1 protein-coding gene is annotated in these 25,519 nt (G+C 33.0%); it reads right to left on the minus strand.

All coding sequences use genetic code 11. The features are described from left to right. Nucleotides 1-24,927, minus strand: coding sequence for a beta strand repeat-containing protein (locus PXD04_RS17640; protein WP_323736128.1), 24,927 nt, complete (start codon nt 24,925-24,927; stop codon nt 1-3). Nucleotides 24,928-25,519 lie beyond the last annotated feature (592 nt).

Consider the following 25,519-nt stretch of genomic DNA (forward strand, 5'->3'; position numbering starts at 1 on the left):
TTATAAAGTTTCAACCTTTTTAGTAGTTACTGATGATTCATAATATGATTGTCTTTCACCGGTAGTGATGGTAAGACTTTTTACCTTGTTACCACCAAGTTTTAAACCACTTAGACTTATCACACCATCTTTGACTGTGACAGCACTTTTACCATTAATCTTAAATGTTTTACCATTAATCTTAATGGATACCTGGTTTTTACCAATCACATGATATCCATACTGGTCAAGTATGTTGGCCTTAATGGATAATTTATCATCCTTAACTGTTGCACTTGTTATCTTAATACTTGTCTTACTACGTTCTACATGATATATACTATTTGCCCTGGAATCTGGGTAGTAATCTGGGCTTGAATAAACTGCACTTACTGTGTAGTCTCTCATATGTCCATCTACCATTCCACTAGTACCTAACGGTACATGATAAGTGTACTTAGCAACATTGTTAACTACTTTAACCTTAATGTTCTGATCATTGGAATCTTTTAAAGTTTTTCCATTAATCTTAAACATTACATATGCATCATTAGTACTTGCTAATGATTTGCTGCTACCACTTGTAACATCTTTAATAGTTGCAGTGAATACTACATTTTTATCCTGTTTAACAAGTGTAGGTGATACACTTACACTTACTTGTGCAGTTCGTTTACGTATATTTGCTTCTGCAATATTAGCTTTTGCAGAATTATACTTGCTTGAACCACTATATGAGGCGGTAATATTCTTACCAGCCCTCAAGTACAGGTCAGCTGTAAGTTTAATGGTTACTATTCCATTTTTAACACTGATTTTATAAACACTGGTATCGTTTGTATCAAATCTTAGGTCAGTTCTTAATGATCTTCCGTTAAGTTTGAATACAAGGTTTCCGCCAGTAACTTTGTTTCCATAAACATCAACAACTTTAGCAGTGAGAGTAATTGTTTCTCCAACAATACCCGTTACTGAATCAACTGTTACTTTTACATTTATTTTTTCAACATTTACTTTAATTGTCTTGCTTGATGATCCGTATTGATCATTAGCTTTTACTGTAACATTTAAAGTATTTGTTCCAGATGAAAGTTGTGTTTCTACACGTGCTAATCCATCTTTATCTGTTGTAACATTGATTGTTGTGCCATTTGGTAACTTGACAGTAACAGTTTCATTTGCTACGCCTTGACCAGTGATTTTATCTGTGACATTTACAAGTACTGATGTGTTTGTCACTGTATTGTTTTCTATTGTGACTTTTACATTTATATCCCTTGCTTCAACTTTGTCTTTGACTCTTGCTGAACTTGAAGTGTAATTTTGATTTCCTTCAAATTGGACATTAAATGTGTAATTTCCTACTTTTGTAATGTTTACAGGTATTGTTGCTATGCCTCTATAGTTTAGTTTGGCTTGTCCAACAACACTACCATTTACGAGTACTTTTACATTTCCACTTGTTACTACCCGTTTGTCCAGCTTGTCTGTGACTGTTGCCCTTATTACCACATCACCGGATGTTTTGCTTTCTAGGACTGCACTTGTACTGCTTGGACGTTTTTTAGTATTTATGTTGATAATTACTTCTTCATCATCATAAGTACTGTTTCCTGGATAGTTTACTTTGATGGTGTTGTTTCCTACTGGTAAATCCAGTGGTACTTCTATTTTACCATTATGTGTGGTTGTGTTAATTTTTGTACCGTTTGGTAATGTTACTGTTACATTACTATCTATTGGAGTATCTGTCACTTTATCAGTGATTGTTATCTCTACTTTTGTGTCACCATGTGTGTCATCGGTTACATTTACGGTTACATTAGCTTTTCTTGGTGTTACTTTCACATTATTGTTTGTAGCATTACTGCTTGTGTAATTAACGTTTCCTTCATATTTTGTTATGATGTTGTAATTACCTGTGTTTGTAATGTTTGTTTTTATGTGTGCAACTCCATTTTTGTCTAATGTTGCTCTTCCAACAATTACATTGTCTACTATTGCTACAACATTTCCACTTGTAACTTTCTGTTTTGTTGTGGAGTCTGTAACTTTTGCTTCTATTGTTACATTTGCTGCTGTGTTGTTAGTGATTTTTGTTGTTGTTGTACTGCCACGTTTTACTATGTTTACTGGTAGGCTTTGTTCACTTCTAGCATATGTTTCATTACCTGGGTAAGTTACTTTTATGTTGTTGGTTCCAACTGGTAGGTCAACTGGTATGCTTGCTTTACCATTTGTTACTTTAACATTTCTTGTATTTCCGTCAGGTAGTGTTACTATTACATTATCAGTTAATCCTTTGTTTGTTATAGGATCTTTTAATGTGATGTCTAGTGTGGTGTTTCCTACTGTTTTGTTTGCAACGTTTGCTGTTACTTTTGATGGTCTTTGCTGTACATCTTTTGGTCCTATGTTGTCATAACTACTTGTGTAGTTTGTATTTCCTTCATAGGTTGCAATTATATTGTATCTGCCGGTTGAACTTATTGGAACATCTATTACGACTGTACCATCTGTTCTTAGTTGTCCTTTTGCAAGGTTTTTACCATCAACACTTATTGTAACGTTTCCGCTTGTAACTTTGTTATCGTTTATTGCATCTTTTACTGTTACTTTGACTTTTACACTTCCAGCTGTATTGTTTACTATGCTTGCAATGGTAGTACTTGGTCTTGGTGTGACTTTAATTGGAATTGTTGTGTTTGTTCCATTATGTACTTCGTCACCAGGATAAGTTACTGTTATGTTTCCTCCAGGTACTGGTACGTCTATTGGAACTTCTACACTACCATTTGTTACGTTTACAGGTATTTCTGTGCCGTTTGGTAATGTGATTATTACTGTTCCATTTATGTCTTCACCAGTTATTGGATCTTCTAATGTTATATTTATGGTTGTATTTCCTTGTGTATTGTTTTCTACTGTAACTGTTATGTTACTTTCTCTTCCAACTATTTCCACGTTTTCAAGTGTTTTGTTGCTTGCTGTGTAGTTTTCTGTTGGAACATAGTTTACTACTAATGTGTAATTACCTGTTGTGTCTATGTTTACTGGTATTGTCACAGTACCATCAGTGCCTATTGGTGCTTCACCTATAACTTCGCCATCTTTTGTGACGTTTACACTGCCCTCACGTATAGGTTCTCCTGTAACTGGGTCTGTTACTTTGGCTGTGATTGTTGTGTTTCCTGCAGTGTTGTTAGATACTGTTGCATCTATTTGGCTGCTTCTAGGAGTTACATCTACATGTATTGTAGTATTGTAATCCTCGTATGTTCCATCTGTCGGATATGTTATGTTCACATCTGCTCCTGGAACTGGAATATCAACTGTTACATTACCTGTGCCGTTTACTACAGGTACTGTTATGTTTGTACCATTTGGTAGTGTTACTATAACTGTACCGTTTAGTTTGTCTCCTGTTACTGGGTCTTCTAATGTGATGTTTATTGTAGTGTTTCCTTTTGTAGTGTTGGTTACGTTTGCTGTAACGTTTATGCTACGAGGTTCTACAATTTCTGTTATTGTTGTTTGTGTGGAGTTATATTTGTCACTGCCAGGATAGGTTACTGTTATATTGTTTTCTCCTACTGGTAGGTCTACTGGTATGCTTGCATTACCTTCTTCTACTGTTACAGGTACTTTACTTCCATTTGGTAGTGTTACTATAACTGTGCCGTTTAGTTTGTCACCTGTTACAGGGTCTGTGAGTGTAATGTTTAGTGTTGTTTCTCCACGGGTAGTGTTTGTTATATTTGCTGTAATATTGGATTCTCGTCCAACTATGTCAACCGTTCCTATATTATCATAGCTGCTTGTATAATTATTGTTTCCTTCATAGGTTGCTACTAGTGTAAATTTACCGGTAGTGTTTATGTTGGTAATTATTATTGCAGTTCCATCAGTTGATAATGTTGATCGGCCAACTTCTTTGCCGGCTGCTGTTATTGTTACATTTCCACTTGTTACTTTGTTGTCATTTGTTGCATCGGTAACAGTTACTTTTATTGTTACATTTCCAGCAGTGTTATTTATTATATCTGCACTGGTTTTGCTTGGACGTTTTGTTACATTAATTGTGAAGCTCTCATTTTTGGCATTGTAGGTTTCATTGCCAGGATAAACTACTTTAAGTTCATATAATCCTTCTGGTAGTGTTAAGTTAACATTTACTGTTCCATCATTTCCAGTTGTTGCACTTGCTATAACTTCTCCATTATTGTTTGTTATGTTGAATGGAGTATTTGTTAAAGCTTGTCCTGTTGAACTGTCTGTGATGTTTACTTTTACACTTGTATTTCCTATTGTAGTGTTTTCTGGAATAGCCTTTATAGTTACATCTCTTTTGTTGATTGTGAATGATCCTAGGGCTGTGTCATTAGTACTGTTTGCATATTTGCTGGTTCCTTCATAGTTTGCTACTAAACTTATTGGATCATTTGTTGTGATTGATTTTAGTACAATATCAACATAGTTTGTTCCGCTTAGTTGAGCACGTTCTATGATATTACCATCAGTACTGGTAATGTTCACATAACCTGTAGTTACTGGTCTTCCTTCTATGTCATTTACAATTAATCTTACAGTTACGTTACCAGCAGTACTGTTAAGTACTATTACTGTGGTTGTAGTGTTTATTTTGCTTACTGTGAATTGTGTTTGTGCACTGGTATACTCATAATTTTCGTTGCTGAATGATACGTTTACCGTGTATGTGCCTTCTGGTAAAGTGTTGTTCTGGTACTTGAATTTACCTGTAGGACTGGTTGTCACATTCAATGAGTATACAATTTCTTCTTTGTTTTTAACTGTTATATTTACTGGTACATCAGTGATGATGTTAGCATTATTGTCAGTTAAGTTTCCGAAGATTTCATATACTTTTTCTATTGTAACTTCTACCGGTTCTACATTTACATTTATTACTGCTTCTGCTTTAGTTGCAATTATCTGAGTGAATTCTTCACTGGATTGTGCATCTTTACCTGTACTGTTAATGTACACATTTGTGCCAGGATATTTTATGCTGATACTTACTGGTGTTGTTGTATTAATGTTTAATCCTAAATCTTTAAGATTTATAATATTTTCAACACTAGTGATTGTGTATTCAACACTTTCATCTCCAACTGTAATGTTTAATGTTCCACTAGTAATTGGAGTATGATCTTCTTCTGTAACATTTACGGCTATTGTAACATTGCCCTGAGTAGTGTTAACGAGTCTTACAATTGTATTTGTAGGAACTTTATCAGATTTGAGGGTTGTGCTGTTTACTGTATTGTTAACTATGCCATTGCTATTGAATTTAACTGTTACTGTGTAGTTTCCTTCAATATTTGAGGTAAAGTTAACACTGTAATAACCGTTTTCACCTGTAACAACACTATCATTATAGTAAGTGTTATTTACTGTTATGATTAGGTTTGCACCAACTATTGCGGTTGCATTTGTATCAACAAAGTTACCACTGATATTATATGTTGTACCTACTCTTGATACACGTGGTTCTACGTTCACACTTAAAGTAGCGTTATGCTGATTTAATGTTACTTGTGTAAGTTCTTCCTGATATTCATCAGAATATGTTGCATTATCGTATCCTTTACTTGCTTTGTATGTTCCATTACCAAGATAGTCTACATTTATTCCTACAACTTGACGATTATCAGTGACAGGTACCTGTATTCTGGTTGTGCCTGTTGAATTAATTGTGTAAGTATAGCTTCCTTCACTGATTGTGACTCTTATTAGTTCGGATCCACTTGTTAATGCTTTTTGTGTTACTTGGTCTAGTACGACAACATCTATTGTTAAGTTTCCTATTGTAGTGTTAACTACTTGTACAAGTGTTATTGTGTCACGTTTTTCTACATTGTATGTTTTTGTAATGTTATATGAACTTATTGTATCATTACCAGGATAACTTACTGTTACATTGACTGTTCCAGTAAGTTGTGTGGTTCTATTTTGTTCATAGTATCCACGTGTTACTTCTATATCAGTAATGGTGTAACTGTCAGTACCATTACTTACTGTGATGTTAACTTTTGCATCAATAGTATTACCAGATCCATCAAGGAGTGTACCATTGAATTTAATGTCTTCAAATACTGTTAGACTTGTTTCGTTAACTTCTAATGTTAATGTTGCATTTTGTTTAGTAACTGTTAATTCCAGTTCATCTTTTGCAGTACTATTTGCATACTTAGGTGTTCCTTCATAGTTTGCAATTAAGCTTATATCACCAATAGTGGTAATTGAACTTATCACAATATCAACACTGTTAGTTCCAGTTAATTGACCTCTTTCAAGGACATTACCATCAGTACTAGTAATGTTCACATAACCTGTAGTCACTGGTCTTCCACTAGCATCTTCAACCATAATACGTATTGTTACGTTACCAGCAGTGCTGTTAATGATACGAGCTTCTGTTGTTGTGTTGATTTTATTTACTGTGAATGTTTTCTCTGCACTAGTGTAGTTGTATTCACTACTAATATATGATACATTTACTGTGTATGTGCCTGCAGGTAGGGTGTTGTTACGATATTCAAATTCTCCGTATCTGTCTGTTGTGACATTGACAGAGTAGATTATTCCTGTATCGTTTTTAACTGTGATATTGATGTTTGCATATTTTATTGCATTATTATCAGTATCATTTAAGCTACCTATAATACTGTACCTGTTTCCTATTATGGAACTGGTTGGATCAACATCTACGCCTATAACAGCTCCTTGTTTGTCTGCTGTTATGTTACCAAATTCTTGTGGTATGTCATCACTTAATGTTCTTGCATCAAGTCCTGTACTGTTAATGTATTTATTGTCTCCAATGTATACTACCTTAGCAGTTACTTCTTCTGTAGTGTCAATACCTAAGCCCATACTTTCCAGGTCTATGATTATTTCACCATCAGTAAATGTTACCTGTTTGGTTGTTGTTCCAATTGTAACATTTAATGTACCATTTATTGGGTTAGCATTAATATCTGTTACTGTTACTTTTAATGTAACGTTTCCTACTGTACTGTTAACAATGTATACTGTTGTGTTTGTAGGTATTTTGTTAGACATGAATGTTGTAGTGTTACTTGTAGCACTTATTACATCATCACCATTATATGATACTTTTACTGTGTAGTTTCCTTCATGGTTTGAAGTATAGTTTACACTGTAGTAACCATCAGGTAGTGTTGTGAAGTAATATGTGGTGCCGTTAATGTTTATTGTTAAGTTTGCACCTGCTATTGCGGTTGCGTTAGTATCTGTGAATTTTCCACTTATGTTATAGGTTGTTCCTACTGTGGAATTGTTTGGAGTTACATCTATTGTTAGTGTTGAGTTGTGTGTTTTTACAGTTATTGTAGTGATTGTTTCATGATTATCTTCTGTGTATGTTGCATTATCGTATGCTAGACTTGGTTTGTATGTTCCGTTTCCAAGGTAGTCTACGGTAATTCTTACAAGTTGACGATTATCACTTACTGGTACTGTAATTCTTGTCACACCAGTTTCACTAATTGTGTAATTGAATATTCCTTCTGTAATACTTACTGCAATAGCGTTTTTGCCACTAGTTAATACTGTGTTATTTATGGCGTCTTTAACAACTACGTCTATCACAATGTTTCCGATAGTGTCGTTAACTACTTGTACTAGTGTTATTGTGTCACGTTTTTCTACATTGTATGTTTTTGTAATGTTTAATGGATTTATGCTTTCATTACCCGGATAGATTACTGTTACGTTTATTGTTCCAGTAATTTGTGTGGTTCTGTTTAGTTCATAGTATCCATTTTCTACTTTTACATTTTCATAGGTGTAGTTTTCTGTACCGTTGTCAACAATTATGCTTACATTAGCTGTAATGTTATTTGCTAGTCCATCAATGAATGTACCATTAAATTTAATGGTGTCAAATACTGTTAGACTTGTTTCATTTACTTCTAATGTGAGTACTGGGTTTTGTTTTTCTATGTCTATTTCGGAGAATTCCTCTGGATTATCTGTGTTCCATGATGCTAATGTTACTCCTGTACTGTTTAGGTAAGTGTTGTTACCCATGTATACTACTTTTACATTAGCTTTTGATGCATTGTTTATGTCCAGTTTTATGGTAGTATTTTCTGTTGTGAAGTCAACAAGTTTACTATTATTATTTACTGTTATATTAAATGTACCATTGGTTATGATAAGTCCTTTATGATACATGTCATATACAACTATGTCTATTAACACGTTTCCTGCTGAGTTATTAACTACTCTTACCGTGGTATTTGTAGGTAATTTGTAAACAGTATAATGTGTTTGAGCTGTCGCATTATTGTATTTACTTGTACCATTATAGTAAGCGTCTACATCAACATATCCTGCAATTGTAGTGTCTCTTTCATAGGTGTAATGACCGTTTGAGTCGGTTGTTACATTGACAGAGTCTGCATTTGCGAATGTTAATGTGATGTTTGCGTTTGCTATAGGTAATCCACTACTATTTGTTAGGTATCCGCTTATAACCATGATTGTTCCTATTGGAATTTCATGACGGATTACTCCTACTGTAAGGTTGACATCCTGTTTGGTTGTTGTGATTTCTGTAAAGTCTATTAATTCTCCACTTTCTTCATCAACTGTCTGTGCCTTACTTGATTCGTACTGGTTATCTCCAAGATATGTGACATTTATTCCTATTGTAGTGTTTTCATTTACATCTAATTTTACTGTTGTTATGTTACCAGTTATATTGTAAGTTATTGGAGTGTTTTCATCTAGGGTTATGTTGAATTCTCCATGATCAACAGGGTTTCCTCGTTCATCTGTTACATTTACTGTTATTGTAACATTACCTGCAGTGTTGTTTAAAACTTTCACAATGGTTGTTGTGTTTAGTTTTGTTACATTAAATGTTGTTTCAACACTCATAGGGTTTACACTATTGTTTCCTTTGTAGGTTGCAATTGCTGTGAATGTACCGTTTATGGTTGATGTATAGTATACTTTGTAATCTCCATTTGCATCGGTAGAGTTAGATAATACTGTTTCTCCGATACTTACTGTGATGTTACGGTTAACTATGTTGTTTCCCATTCCATCTTCTAAGTGACCGGTTATTATTACTGTGTCACCTACACTACTGTTTGCTACTGGTTCTATGGTCATGTGTGCTGTTTGATACTCGACAGTTATGTTTGTAACTGTTTCGTTCTCACTTGGCTCATCAAGGTATTTGTTCATGTCAATACCCGTACTTTGAGCATAATATTCATTTCCATTGTAGATTACTGATACAGTTATGTACTGGGTTGCACTTGTAAGGTTTAGTTTTACAGGTGTTCTTGTACCATTGATTTGTACTGTTGTATCTGGCTGATCTTGTACTTTAACTGTGAAGTTTCCTTCTGTTAATACTGTGCCGTTATAGTCTCTTACTTCAACATCTATTGTTACGTTACCAGCAGTGTTGTTTGTAATGTTTACAAGTGTTACTGTTGGACGTAATTCTATCTGGTATACTGTTGATGCAGTAGCCGGATTAACAGTGCTGTTTCCAGGGTAGTATGCAGTTATGTTTATTAATCCTACAGCTGTTGTTGTTCTGTTAAATGAGTACACACCATCAATAACATCTTCATTGTATATGTTTACAATGGTTATGCCATCTCTTGTTACTGTAAAGTTGAGTTTTCCGGTTATGTTATTTCCCAGTCCGTCAACGAGTGTACCATTGTTTGTCACATTATTTAACACGTATACCGGGCTTGGTCCTACAACTATTGTTAATGTAGCATTTTGTTTATCTGCAGTAATTTCAGCAAATTCTACTGGGCTGTCAGTAGCGAATGTGTCTCTGTCTACACCTGTACTGTTTGCATAAGTATCGTTTCCAAGGTATAATACTGTTACGTTAGCTTTTGTACAGTTGTTTATGTCTACTTTAATGCTTGTTACACTTCCTGTGAGGTTGTGTTGTGTTGTAACATTGTTTACTGTTACATTCACTGTTCCATTTGTTATTATTACTAATGGGTCATTAGCATTAATTACCTGCACATCTATTGTAACATTTCCTACGGTGTTGTTAACTATTGCTACTGTTGTATTAGTAGGTATTTTGTTAACAAGGTAGCTTGTATTTGCTCTGGCATCATTATACTTATTATTACCCTCGTAGTATGCAACTACTGATACATTACCGTTTATGTGTGTTGGTCTGGTGTATGAATAGTATCCTGCAGCATTTGTTGTTGCTTTTACTGATTCTGTTCCGTCAAATGTTAGTGTAATGTTAACATTGCTTATTGGTTGTCCGCTAGCATTTCTTAGTTCACCTTGTATGAGCATGTTTGTTCCCACGTAGACTTCCTGACGTATGACTCCTACTGTGAGGTTCACATCCTGTTTGGCTACTGTTATGCCAGTGATTTCTTCACCAGATTCATCTTTTCCGATACTGTCCTTATATTTTGTTGTTCCAGGGTATGTTACGTTGACTTTATAGTCTCCTGCATCATTTATTGGAAGGAGTACATCTGTTGTGTCACCAGTTATTGGAATTATTAATTCTATTGGTGTATCATCATTGTGTGTGATGTTTACTGCAAATGTATCTTCATGTACCGGGTTTGCAAATTCATCTGTAATGTTTACTCTTATTGTTACATTTCCTGCACTATTGTTTAGTAGGGTTACAGTTGTTGTCGTTTCTACTTTGTTTAATGTTAATGTTGTATTAGCACTTGTAGCTTTAACGTACCTGTTTCCTCCGAAGATTACACTTATATTGTAGGTTCCATTGGTTGTTCCAACATAGCTTATGTTGAATTCACCTGAAGCATTTAGACTTACTTCATCCTTGTATGTTACATTATTTATTAGTATGCTTACTATTTCATCTGTAATATTATTTCCTAGTCCATCAGTTAATTTACCAGTTATGTATGATTCATTTCCTACATGGTTAGGGTTTGGTGTTACAGTTATTGTTAATGTAGCATCTTGTCTTGTTACATCTATTGCTTCAAATTGTTCACCAGTTTCATTATCCAGACCATAACTTGGCTGATAATAGCTGGTTCCATTGAATCTTACGTATACATTAGTGTTTCGTACATTTGTAACATTTAATTTAATAATTGTTTCTGTACCTGTTAATGTTACGTTGCATGGAGCTCCACCTGTTATTATGAGTGTACCTTCTGATAGTAACTTGTTATAGATTGTATCATTTACTACTACTTTTATTGTAACGTTACCAAAGGTATTGTTTAGTAATGTTACACTGGTACTGGTAGGTATTCTTTCAACGGTCACAGTTCTATTTGCTGTAGCATAGGATAATAATTCATTACCCGGATAGATTACTTCAATTCTATGATTACCCATTTCGGATTTTATGAAATTGAATTCACATCCAGTTGAAGGAATTAGCACATCTCTGGCAAATAGTTCATCATCGAGTGTGATGTTTACTACTGCATCAAATGCTACGCCTTCTGCATCCCTTACTGTTACATTAAATAATACTGTTTGATTGATGTATACACTTTCATTTGTTTCTAAGTCTATGTTGATAGTTGCTTTTTCAAGTTCTTCTTCATCTAATGTCCAGCTTGAATTATATGTTCCGTTTCCTAGGAATGTTATAATACTTTCAGGAATCTTTTCATGTTCATCGAAGAAGCTTTCATCTACTTTAAGAATTACTGTTCCCGTACTTGTTATGTTGAAGTTGTCATCATTTTCATCATCATCTAAGTTGTAAGTTACTAGTGATTCTGGATGACCTACGAGTACGACTGTGAAGTTTGATCCACTAGTAATTGCATTACCTGTATGACTATCAGCAAATCTTAATTCTAGTGTAATGTTTCCTACTGTGTTGTTTACCATACGTACAAGTGTTGTTGTTGTAGGTATTTTAAGTATTGTGTAATTTGTACTTGCTTTAGCTGGGTTGATTGTTGTATTACCAGCATAGTTTACTGTTACATTTACGTGTCCTGCTAGGTGACTTGTTCTGTTATAGACTACAAGTCCGTCAGTTACTTGAACTTGTTCTATTTCAGAGCCTTCTTCTGATGTGAAGTTGAGGGTTACCATACTAGTTATTCCATTACCCATATCATCTTTTAGGTCTATGTGTATTTCCACAGTTCTTCCTACATATGCTGTTTCTGGATTAGCTGAAACATTTAATATTGCATCATCTTTTACTGTGTGAATTGGAATATCTGTATTTCCTTGACTGTCACGTCCTGTACTGTTTATGTACTTGTTATCACCGAGATATTCTACTTTGACTGTGTAATCACTATCTGCTTGATCAAGAACTATTTTTACTAAAGTGCTTGTTCCTGTTATATTGTATACTGTGGTACTTGTCCATGTACTGTTTTGTACTGTTACATTGAATTGTCCACTTGTAACAGGATTTGTTGCATTGTCTGTTACGTTTACACGTAGTGTGACATTTTCTACTTCAGTATTTAATACTTCTACCATTGTATTGGTTGGTATTTTGTTAACAGTTAGATTAATGCTTCCTTTTGTTGCCCTTACTGCTCCACCACCAGCATATGATACGTTCACTTGGTATACTCCTTCATGTGTTGGAGTGTATGTGAATTTGTATGTACCATTTTCGTCTGTGGTGATTTTATCAGAGTATGTTTCAATATTGTATGATAGTTCAACATTTGAAATGTTTCTGTTCATTCCATCAGTTAATCTACCTGTTATTGTTATTTCATCTCCTACGCTTGCAGGGTTTGGTGTTGCATTAATTGTGATGTTTGCTACTTGACTTATTACTGTGAATACTGTGTAATTTTCGCTTCCAAGGTATACTATGCTGTCATCTCTTGGAACAAAGTTTACTGTTACTCTTACGTTTGGCTGAGCATCTGTTAATGAAGGCAGTAATATGTTGTTTGTATCTTTTACTGTTACATTCATTATATTGTTTTCTCCAATGAATATGGTTAAATTACCTATGCTGTTACTGTTGTCATCAAGGTAATTTAATTCTTTATTGTTAAATGAATCGTTTACTTTGATGTTTATTGTAACATTTCCTGCGGTATTGTTTAACACTTCTATTATAGTCATTGTTGGCAGTTTTTCAACCACGTAAGTTACATCAGATTCTGTTGGTCTTACTAATTCAGTACCATTATATCTGATTGTTGCAACTTTTCCACTAGTTACTTGTCTTGTAGTGTAATTGTATACAAAGTTTCCATCAGTGACTGTTGCATTTCCAACTTTAGTGTTTCCTATCCAAATTTCTACAATTTCATTGTCCACTTTTGTTCCATTATCAATTACAAGTGTTCCCTGTATTGTAATGTTTTGTCCAATTTTCACTGGAGACTCAACTACTGTAACGTTCATTATAGAGTTGTGTCTTGTGGTGTTAATGTCTATGTATTCTTTTGGATCTTGTTGGTGAATTGTTCTTGCATCTATACCCTTACTTGAATTGTATACTTCATTTGCCAGGTATGTTACAGTTACTGTTACATTATCCATTAATGTTATTTCATCTAGTGTGATGAATGTTGTACCGGTTGTGTTTACACTTACTTCCCGTGAAGCGTTTTGGCCAACTTGAACTTTAAGTCTACCATTTGTTACACATTCATCGGTAAGATTGGTTACATTAACATTTAATACAACGCTTCCAACAGTTGTGTTAACTATTGTAACAATTGTCTTGGTAGGAATTAGGTTTACTGTGAATTCCTTGGTATCACTTACAACTGGACTTATTGTATTGTTACCAGTGTATGTTGCATTTACCTTTTTAACTCCCTGAGTATATGTTATGTTTACTAGACTGAATTTTCCACCGTTTACATTTACATGATAAACATCGTTATCAATTCTGATGTCAACAATTTCTATTCCATCTATGTTTTCTCCCATATCATCAACGAGTGAACCGTTAATTGTTACACTATCTCCTATAGTATATGGACCTTCTTCTACACTGATTAGTATGATAGCTGTTTTATTTGCTACTGTGATGTTTCCTAAGTTATTATTATCCTTATCTTTTACATCACTTGCTAGGAAAATATTGTTTTCTAAGTACTTTGCAGTAACTTCTATGTTTCCACTTGTTGTGATGTTATCGAGTTTAATAATATTATCTGCACCAGTTATAGAATAACTTCCTATGACTTGACCATCTTTATCATAGAATTCTACAGTACCATTTGTTACAGCTTGTCCATCTATAGCATTTACTACTTTAACATTTACTGTTATGTTTCCTACAGTATTGTTTAATATTTCAATACTACTGTTTGTTGGAATCTTATCTACTTTGATTGTTGTAGAATTGTGTGAAGCATTAGCATCAAGGTTAGTGTTAGGATCATATGAAACACTTATTGTGAATGTTCCATTTCCATTATTTTTACTGGTTTGTTCATCATATGTGAATGTATAACTTCCTGTATCATCATTTGTTGTACGTACTGTGTAGAGTGTATTGTTTATTGTTATGTGAATTACTTGGTTGTTCACATTTCCTAATGGATTTATTAGTTTACCAGTTATTGTTATTGGTGTTCCAATATATGTTTCATTAGGATTTGCCTCTACTGTGATATTTGTTGGCTGTTTGGATAATATTATGTCATTTAATTCTTCATGACTTGTAGCATTTATTCCAAGGCTTTGGTTATACTTATGGTTTTCAACATACCTTACACTTAGCATCACATCTGTTCCTGTAGTGTTTAGTTTAATAATGGTTATACCACTACTGTTTACACTTATAGGATTTAGGACGTGTGCTTGTCCATCAACTGTTACAATTAATGAACCCATAGTTACTATTGCACTATTTTGTGTATCATTTACTTTTACACTTATTGTTACATTACCTATTACATTACTTACCACATCAACTAGTGTTTCTGTTGGTAATTTGTTTAATGTGAATGTTTTTGTAACGTTTAGTGCATTGTAAATGTTTGTTCCACCAAATTCTACTTTTATTGTGTATGTGTCACTTGTATCATTTGTGAATGAGAATGATTTATTACCATTTGTTAAGTATTCATCTGAGGATATTGTTTTGACAACATCTCCGGTTGAATTTAGTATGGTAATGTTTACTCTTCCTTCTACTGGTAAATTGTTATGAGTCATTGAAACATTTACATTTACATTATTATCTACGAATGTTTCGTTTTTGTCTAATGTAATGTTTATTTGTATGTCATCCTTGTATAATCTGTCAGTATAATCCTTATGACTTGGTTTATACTTATAGTTACCATTATAACGTACGATAACAGTGTTTTCTCCTACATCAAATTCTTCATCTAATGCTATGGTGTAACGTCCATTTTCATTAGGTGTTAAATCTTTTAGATTGTATGATTTGTATGGTGTTTCGCCCTGATTTACAAATACGTCAAAGCTTCCTTCTCTGATGTATTGTGTTACATCTAACTGGTTAATAAACCATGTTTCTATACTTACATTTCCTAGTGTGTTATTTACTGGGTTAATGTAGGTTACAGTATCAATTTTCTCTACAAGATATGTTATGTTTGCGCTTGATGAGTTTATCTCATTTGCTTTACCATAGTAGGTTGCTGTTACATTTATTGTTCCATTGTACTCGGTTGTTCTTTGATAATAGTAGTATCCTTCACTATTAGTTATGTTAAATGATTCATAATGGTGTTCATTATCTTCATCAACAAAGGTTAGGTTAACTATTGCATCTGGTATTGGATTTCCCATTGCATCTGTTAGACGACCATAGATTGTGATGTTGTCTGTTACGTATACACGTTGTGCATCTTTTGCTATGGTTATTGTTGATTCCTGTAAACTGATAGTTATGTTGGTTAGTTCTTCACTATTACCATCTTTTGTAATTTGTCCGTTACTTGGATAGTATTTGTTTTCTGTTCCAAGGTATTGTACGCTTACATTATGAGTACCATTTTCTATTATGTTTAGTTTGTAGATGTATTCTGCTGTATCTGTGAATGTTACAGTTGTGTTTTGGTTGTTAACTGTTACATTAAATTGACCACTGGTAATGTTGTTACCGTGTTCATCAGTTACTTTTACTTTTATTGTAACGTTTCCTGCTGTATTGTTGAGGATTGTTACTTTAGTAATTGTTGGAATTTTATCTACTGTAAATGTAACTTTTTCTGTGATTATGCTTGTTACTATGTCGTCTCCCACGTAATGTGTTTCTGCTGTGTATGTTCCATTCTTGTTTGGTGTGAATGTTACTTGGTATTTTCCATTTGCATCGGTACTTGTTGTTATTTGTTCGATGTTGCTGTCTGTTGAATTGTATATGTATATGATTACTTCTTTGTTTGGATAGTTTTGGCCCATTCCATCTGTGAAGCTACCGTTTATTGTGACTGGCTGATCTACTTGCACTGTTTTTGTTGCATTTATTGTTAGGTTTCCTACTTGTTTGATTAGTAAACCTGTGTTAATGTTATTTGTACTGAATGCGTGTGTGTAGTTTCCTGTGTAGTTTACTATTACTGTGTATGGAGCTTGTGATGTACTTGTTAGATTAAATAGTGTGTTTGTACTATTTAGTTTTGCATCACTTATTATGTTACTTCCATATTCGATTGTAATGTTTCCTTCTTCGAGGATTGTGTTATGGTATGTTTCTTCTACTTGTACACTTATAGTTAGGTTACCTACTGTATTGTTAACAATGGTTATTGTTACTTTGGTTGGTAATTTGTCTATTGTGTAGTATGCAGTATTGTTTGCTGGATTGATTGTTTCGTTACCTGGGTAACTTGCTGTTATGTTAACCATTCCAGTCATGTTTACTGTTCTATTGTAGGAGTATCTTCCATTTATTACATTAACTTCTTTTATGTCAGTATGTGTTCCATTAGTAAATGTTAAGTTGATTTTGCCTGTTATCACATTGTTTAAGCCGTCAAGGAGTGTTCCGTTTATGTTTATTGTTTCTCCTACGTAGGTTTCTGTTGTGTTAACATTTATTGTTAGGGTTGCTGTCTGATTTTTGCTTTCGAATTCGATTATGGTGTTTCCATTTTCGTCTTTTCCTGTACTGTTTTGGTGTGTTGAGTCTCCTGTATAATTTAGTGTGATTCTTAGTTGACGGTTTGTGGTGTCTATTGGTACTATGAATGTTGTGCTGTTTATCCAGTTACTTTCTTGACCAAATTCTTCAACATTTAAATCGTCATTTACTGTTAAATTATATTTACCTGCAGTAATAGGGTTGCCGTTTCTTGCATCAACTATTGTAACTGCTAATTCTACCTTATCATATGTGTCATTATAGACACTTACAGTAGTATTGGTTGGTATTTTTTCAACAGTATATGATGTTTTTGCAGTTGAATTATTAAAGGTATCATCAATAAAGGACACTGATACATTAATTAAACCAGCATACCTTGTATGCCTAATTAATTCATAATATGAATTAATAACACGCACATTATATTCCGTTTCAACATCATTATTATCATCAACAAAGGTTATGTTCACAAAACCATTAATAAGGTTAGTTTGATTATTAACACCATCATAAACATAACCACTAATTTTAACATCATCACCCACTACAATACCAGTACTTGGAGTGACAAAAACACTGACAACAGCATTCTGATTCTGAACAACTACCTGTGTTAAACCACTAGTATTATTACTTTCAACATACTTACTGTTTCCAGGATAAGAAACATTTAAGTTATATGTGCCAACAGTACTTGGTGAAGGCAATTTAATAACAGTGACATTACCAGTAATAGGCCTTTGAAGTTCAGATTCTCCAAACTTAATAGTTAATAAGCCCTCTGTAATGTTAAGTCCATCATCACCTTTAACGTTAACCGCAATAGTAATATTGGAATAAGTATCATTTAATGATTCAACAATGGTTGTTGTTGGAATTCTAGTTACAGTATAAGTTGTATCGTTATTTACAGCATTAACATTGCTTACACCTGCAATTGTAATTCCTTCAAATGTAGCATTAACACTGAATACTCCAGCAACTGAACTGGTACGATTAACACTATAGTAACCATCAGCATCAGTAGTCAGATGATATGTTGCTAAGGTTGTTGTACTATTTTTAATCATTACCTCTACAGTCTGTCCTGAAATTGCAAGTCCAGTATTTATATCATACAAGTATCCGCTAATAGTAACATTTTCACCAACATAATAAACATCCTTATCAGTATTTACTGTTAAGTTTGCATCATGTTTTTGTATGTTTATTACTACTGCTTCTCCGGAATCATTATCTAATCCATTACTTGATAAATACTTTTCATTTTCCAGGTACACTACATTTATTGCAAATTCTCCAGCATACCTTGTTTCTATAGGAATGTTAGTAACACTGGATGTGATATTTTTCTCAACAGTTGTCTTATCAGCATTTCCGATTACAATATGTAAGTCACCAGTACTTATGCTTGTATTAGTACGTGCATCATATACTACTACATCAATACTTGCGTTACCCCATGAATCATTATGTACTGAAACATTGGTCCTGGTAGGTATCTTAGTAATGTTGAAGCTTGTAGTATTAAATGCTGTACCATATATAGCAGTGCTGAGTGTTGCTACCACATTATATGTGCCTGCTGTAGCGTTTTGGTATATTATACTGTAAATACCGTTATCTGTTGAGTCAATAACTATACCTGTTGTAATGTTATCATTGATTTCTAATGTTAATATTCCACGAATTGGATGACCTTCAAGGTCTGTTACATTAACTGTAATGTTTACGCTTCCATCAACATAAATACTTGACTGGTTAACTGTTACATTAACAACTGCATTGTCAAGTAAAGTACCTGAATAAGTATCACTACTTGCAATGTAATACTCATTACCAGCATATTCTGCTTTAATGCTTGTTACCCCACCAGTTATACCATATTCTTCAAGATATTCCTCTGTGAAGTGTTTTACAACATAAACATTACCATTGAATTCTGTGTATTCTATGTCACGAGCAGCAAGGTCTGTGACATTAATAACTGTACCCATAACTGATAATGTTACATTACCAATTTTTACACGGGTAGTATCATTATATACTCTGAAAAGTACTCTAAGATCTGATGCACTTTCATCATCTATTAATACTTCAGTATCTGTTGGTATCCTAGTAACATTGAATGTTGCCTTTGCAGAGGATGAATCATATTCACCACTTATACCTGTGAAAGTTGCATTTACTTCAAAGCTTCCTATCTCGGATGCTCTTATTGTGAAGCTAAATTTACCTTCATTATCAGTTGTTACACTACCAGTATATGCATAGGAATCATTGAATGTGAATACTATTTTACCTGTACTTTCTATTGGATTTCCTAGTTCATCAATTAAAGTACCGTTTATTGTAATAGTCTTGTTGTATTGTGTGCTTGGTGAAGCACTTATACTTAGATTACTATTCTTTATACTTGCATGTACTTGACTTAACTGTGTACTACTAGTGTTATACTTTTCATTTGCTTCGTAAGTAACAATGATATTAACTGTATCATTATTCACTATACTTGGCAATTTTATGATGTTTTCACCCATTGTAACATCATGATAGACTGTACTAGTACCTACTTCTACTTTTATCCTACCATTTTCAACACGGTTATCCGTAAATCCTTCACGGTTATCTGTTACATTTACGCTTATACTGAAGTTTCCTGCAGTACTGTTATAAACATCTGCAACAGTACGTGTTGGAATAAGGTTTACTGTGAAATTTGTATATCTGGTAGTGTTTTGAATACCATCCTGTCCACCATAATATGCTGTTACAATATAAAATCCAATTTTATAAGTATTGTAAAGCCTTGTGTAAACACCATTACTATCAGTAGTTACAGTTTCAGGATCAACATGTCCTTCCTCATCAAATACACGAACAATAATGTTACGGTTTGCAATAGGTTGATTAAATCCATCCCGTATTTGACCAGTAATATTTACCACTTCTGTCACATAGACACTTTCATTAGCAGTTAAATTAAATGTGATTATCTGTGGTAATATTTCAATAGGACTGATGCTTACTGCACTACTTGAATGATATGTATTGTTACCAGAGTAGTCAACATATATTGTGAAATTACCATAGGTTGTAAGCTCTGTTAAAGGTATTGTAACCACTTTCTGACCATTAAGTGCTACAATGTCATATTGATGACCATTAGCAAGTACTGTAATGTTACCATCAGTTACATTAACATTATTAGCTCCTACTACTGAAACGTTGATTATTACATTTCCTGCAGTATTATTTACTATTGTCATACGTGTTGTTGTAGGTATTTTAACAACATGAACTACGAAATCAGTAGATGAATCATGATGAACACCATCATGGTCAATAAATTCTACAGATACAGGTAATACTGTTTCATTTGTTGTAGGATAAGACACTACTAAGTAATCGCCTTCAACTACACCTGTAACTTTTTCTCCAACAATATAAACATCAAGCATGGATGCTCTTAGTTTTTGACCATACTCGTCAGTTATGTTGAATTTCATCACAAGTGTGTCACTTACATTAACACTTTCTGGACTAATGACACCAATAATTGTATTAATCAATACAATCTCACTTCTAGGAATTGATACTGTATCATATGATGCATTGTATTGTGTGTCACCTTCAAATACTGCTTTAAAATCTAAATCATATAACCTGTTAGCAGGTGTGTAACTTGCCTTATATAATCCACTTACAGGGTCATAAACAACATTAGTTATTTGTTCATCATTAATTGTTACAATTAATGGCTTATCTGGAAGATTGGTTGTACCATTAGTTAATGATATAGTGAAATTAAATGTTTCATTAACTTTATAAGTGTTTGGAACACTTAATTTTGTAGTTGTAAGAGCAAGATTTACAGGAATTGTGTATGTTGCACTTTGATTAGAACTGTATACACTACCATCACCATCATAAACAGCATACATTTCATATGTTGTATTATTCTGTGGTATAATCGTGAAGCTAACTGCTCTGTCAACTATTTCTACTGTCCTGTTTAGCACTCCATTTATGTATACTTTTACATTTCCTCTTACTACTTCCTTATCTGTTGTAGCATTTGTTAAATTAACAGTTATTGTGTATGGAACAAATACTGTTGCATTTGGACTGCTGAATGTTAAAGATGCAATTGTTGGAATTGTACCTATAACACTACTTGTAAGCGTGTTATTAATAGCACTAGCTGCCTTATAAACTGTTGTTTCGGGTGAACTTGCAGTTATAATGATGCTATCATTATTTTTTGGAGTGTAGACTCCATCATATAATCCGCTTGTACTATTATATGTTACAGCCACGTTTTCATTATTAACTGTTACTGTTATTGTTTGACCACTTATAGCTTCTCCGGAAGAGTTTGTGAGATTTACATTAAATGTGAATGGTTCAGCTACATTAACCGTAGCAGGTACAATAATACCCATTACAGTATCAATTAACTCTATATCACTGCTTGTTATGCTTGAATCTTCATCATAACTGGCACCGTATACTTTGTCTCCAGTAAAGTTAGCCTTAAATAACAGGTTATTATTGTTTGCTGGAGTGTATGTTCCCACATACAAGTTCTGACTAGAATCATATGCGACAGTTACACTTTCTCCGTTAACTGTTACATTAATGTCTTTACCACTAATAGGCTGACTGCCAGTAGTATTAGTTAGACTTACAGTGAATGTGAACTGTTCTGACACTTTTATTCCATTACTTGGAACATTAATAATTAATGTAGTATTAAGAACACTGACCGGAACATTATAAGTTTCTGTTTTGTTAACATCATACTTATGACTGTCACCACGATATTCTGCACTAAATTTTAATGTAGTATTATCACTTGGTGTATATGTCATCTGATTAGAGCTACTGGTATCAACAATACCAATAAATTGACCATTCTCAAATATTCTTACAAGACCATCTACATTATCACCACTACGATTAGTTAAAGTAACCGTAATAATAATAGGATTAAGAGCCTTGTTATTTTGTGAGAATGATAATGATAAATTAGTACTTATAAGACCTATCTTATCACGGGTAAGAGTGTTATTTGTTGCACTAGCAGCTTTATACACATTATCTTCAATTGTACTTGCACTTATAACAATATTAGTATTATCATGTGGTGTGTAAGTACCAATATAAAGCTTTTCATTAGTATCATAAACAACACTAACACTATCACCCAGAATACTTACAGAAACATTTTTATCAGGTATTGCATCACCAGTAAGATTAGTTAGATTAACCTTAAAAGTAAAAGGCTGTGCTACACTAACTTTATCTGGTACAATAATACCCATAACAGTATCAATTAAGTCAACATTACTACTACTTATACTAGCACTCGTAGTATTAGAATTATACACGTAATCTGTATCATAATTTGCAACAATAGTCAAATCAGACTTACTACTTGGTGTATAACTGACTGTTACCATACCATCATTACCAGTTGTATCACTAACCGGCACATTAACACCATTAACAGTTACACTAATACTTTGACCACTAACCGAATCATCAGTACCATTAGTTAATTTAACATTAAAGCTGAAACGTTCACCAACTTTAACATTAACAGGTAAATTAACAATACTTAACTTAGTAGGTATAGTAATCCTTGTAACAATAGTATTGTTAGTACTGTTTTCATAATCTGCATTTCCATTATAGAAAGCGGTTATGTTAACACTTTCTTCAGTGCCAATAGTGTACTCATACTCTGCTTGTCCACTGGAATTAACATTACGATTAGCAAGTACAGTATCACCCTTCTTGAATGTTACAACACCTTCAGTTATTATGTTACCATCATTTTTAACAGTTGCAATAATTTTTACTTTATTTTTGTAATATCCTGTTAAAGATTCCTCTGTTTCCACGTTAGTTATTATTTTATGTATGTTTAATGTTACTACATCACTTGAATTTTCACATAACTGTGTTTGATCAGTTAGATATAGTGTATCATTAAAGTAGGCATAAAGTTGTCCACCATATATGGTTTCATTAAATTTAACAGTTGCATGAGCCACCCCATTATTTATTGGAGCTATGGCCAGTACTCTATTATTATAGACAAATGTAACATTTTGTCCATTTATCATGTTACGTCCTGTTAAATCATAAACATTAGCAGTTAATTCTATATTTTCACCCAATACTCCTGATACAACCCCACTAGTATTTTGTATACTTACACTTGTAGGATTTCTATATACATATACAACGGTAGTTTTATTAGTTGAATTTGTATATAACTTGTTTCCTAAGAACTGTGAAGTAATATTAAAGGAATAATAATATCCTTCAGGATAAGATACATTTGGAGATATAGAACCTACAAATGGTATTTGCCAGGAACCAGTTACATTTTCAAATACTGATTTACCATCTATAACAGGTCTTGTATAATAGTCATAATCTCCAGTATTAGTATTATAAATATAGAATCTAACACCTTGATCAGGTACTGCAATATCATAACCAGTAGCTCCTTCAGGAGAGGTTAATCCCTCATTATCCACATTGGTTACATTAACCCATAAATTAGGATAATCATTATAATACCTGTATATGCTATCTGGTACACTATAATTCACATAATCTTGTATAATAAATTGTCTGTTTCCACTAACAGGAAGATAATTACCTGTAGGAGGGAAAGTATATTCTAATGTATATATTCCTCTTTGTGAAAAAGTTGCACCAACAAGTGCCGTACCATCTGTACCAGTAGTTAAAGTGCGATCTTTAATTTGATTTCCATAACTATCAAACAGGTAATTTCCATCAGAATCTTTTAAACTAAATGTTACAGTTGCTGATCGTTGAGGAGTAATATTATTACCCCACTCATTATTACCTTTATTATAATATGTTTGGTTAAATAAGGAAATGTTTAATATAGTACTTCTATTCACAAACCCATCTTGTACTGTAACAAGACAAATTAACTGTTTAGCCCCTGAACTAAATATACGATAAGTGTAACTATTACCCAAATCATCTTGATTTATTTCTACACCATCATGCTGAATATTAGTTAATGTTACATAAGTTTTTTGTCTGCTACTATATATCAATGTAGTACCACTATAATCATATCTTAAATTAGTTAGTGAACCACGTAAATTATTTTTATTCCCAGAACTATCACCTAATGTACTGTAAATTGTTATAATACCATATGAACCAGTTTCATATACATGTATAAAAGTACAATTATCAACAATTAAATTACTTGTTGATTGAGCTGAACCCTGTAAACTAGATTCAAAACGTATTAATGATTCTAATGTGTCAAAGTTCTGAAATACTATGTTTTTAAATGTAACATTTTTATTTTCTCCTACACTTGCATCAAATACACGTGTTCCTGAAAAACTTGAACCATCTATTACGTGTCCTTGACCATCTAATGTAAAGTCATCATTTATGCTTTTTAAACTAGTAGCACTTATATCCTGTGTAAGCGTATAATTTCCGCTACTGCCTATACTCGACCATTGTGTGACATCTACTTCTTTTACAGCTTTTTGTGTAATGTTTGAAACTTTATTTATTTTGGCCTTTGCATTTGTTTTGTTATCTTGTTTTACGGCATTTTGATCATCTGTCTCCTCGATAGTGTTGTTTTCACTTTGTGCCGATGATTGTGTGTTTATTCTGTTTTCCTCATTTATTGTTTTTTCTACTGTTTTTACAGTTTTTTGTGTGTGTGTTTGTGTTGTTGTGGTTGTTGTGTTGTTTGCTGCATTATCGGTTGCAGTTACTATGCAACAACTCATTAAAGTGATAAACATGACTAGGCAGAAACAGAGTATTATTTTGTTTCTTTTTTGCATTTTGCCTTCGCCTCTTGTTTTTTTTGTTCACTTATCAGTCTTTTTATCTTTCCTTTATTTTTTTGTCATTCATGTGTTTTTTTAGGTATTGTGGTAAAAAATGGGAGTGTATATTATTTTAGTTAACAGTACCTCTTTTACTGTTAGGATTGTCTATTTTTTTTTGCAAAGGAATATTTTTATTTGTTGTATTAGTTAGTTGTTACAAAAAATTTTATTGTTTTTTGTATTAAAATAATTTTTACTCCTTTTTTTACTTTATGTTTGAATAATTTCCGTTTTTAACTTGTTTGAACAGGTTTTTTTTGTTTTCTTGTTCATTTTTTTGCTAGTTTGGGTTATTATTTTTTACATAGAATACCTTGATATTATTAGTGTTTTTTTTTATATATATTGTTTGTGTTTGGTTTTTGTGTTTTTTTCTATTTTTGGTTTAAAAAATTAATGTTTTGTTTATTTTGTGTTATAGTTTTTTTGATTTTTTCTTGTGTTTTGGTTTTATTTTTTTGTGTATGATTTGTGTTGTGTTGTGTTTTGGTGGGGTTGTCTTGTTTTCTGGTATTTTTTGAGTTGTTGTTTTGTGTTTGTATTG

Origin of the sequence: Methanosphaera sp. ISO3-F5 (assembly GCF_034480035.2) — an archaeon.
Lineage (GTDB): Archaea > Methanobacteriota > Methanobacteria > Methanobacteriales > Methanobacteriaceae > Methanosphaera.

Bases quoted from the DNA above. Each gene is read 5' to 3' on its own strand.
- PXD04_RS17640 (WP_323736128.1), bottom strand. From the start codon at position 24,927: ATGCAAAAAAGAAACAAAATAATACTCTGTTTCTGCCTAGTCATGTTT.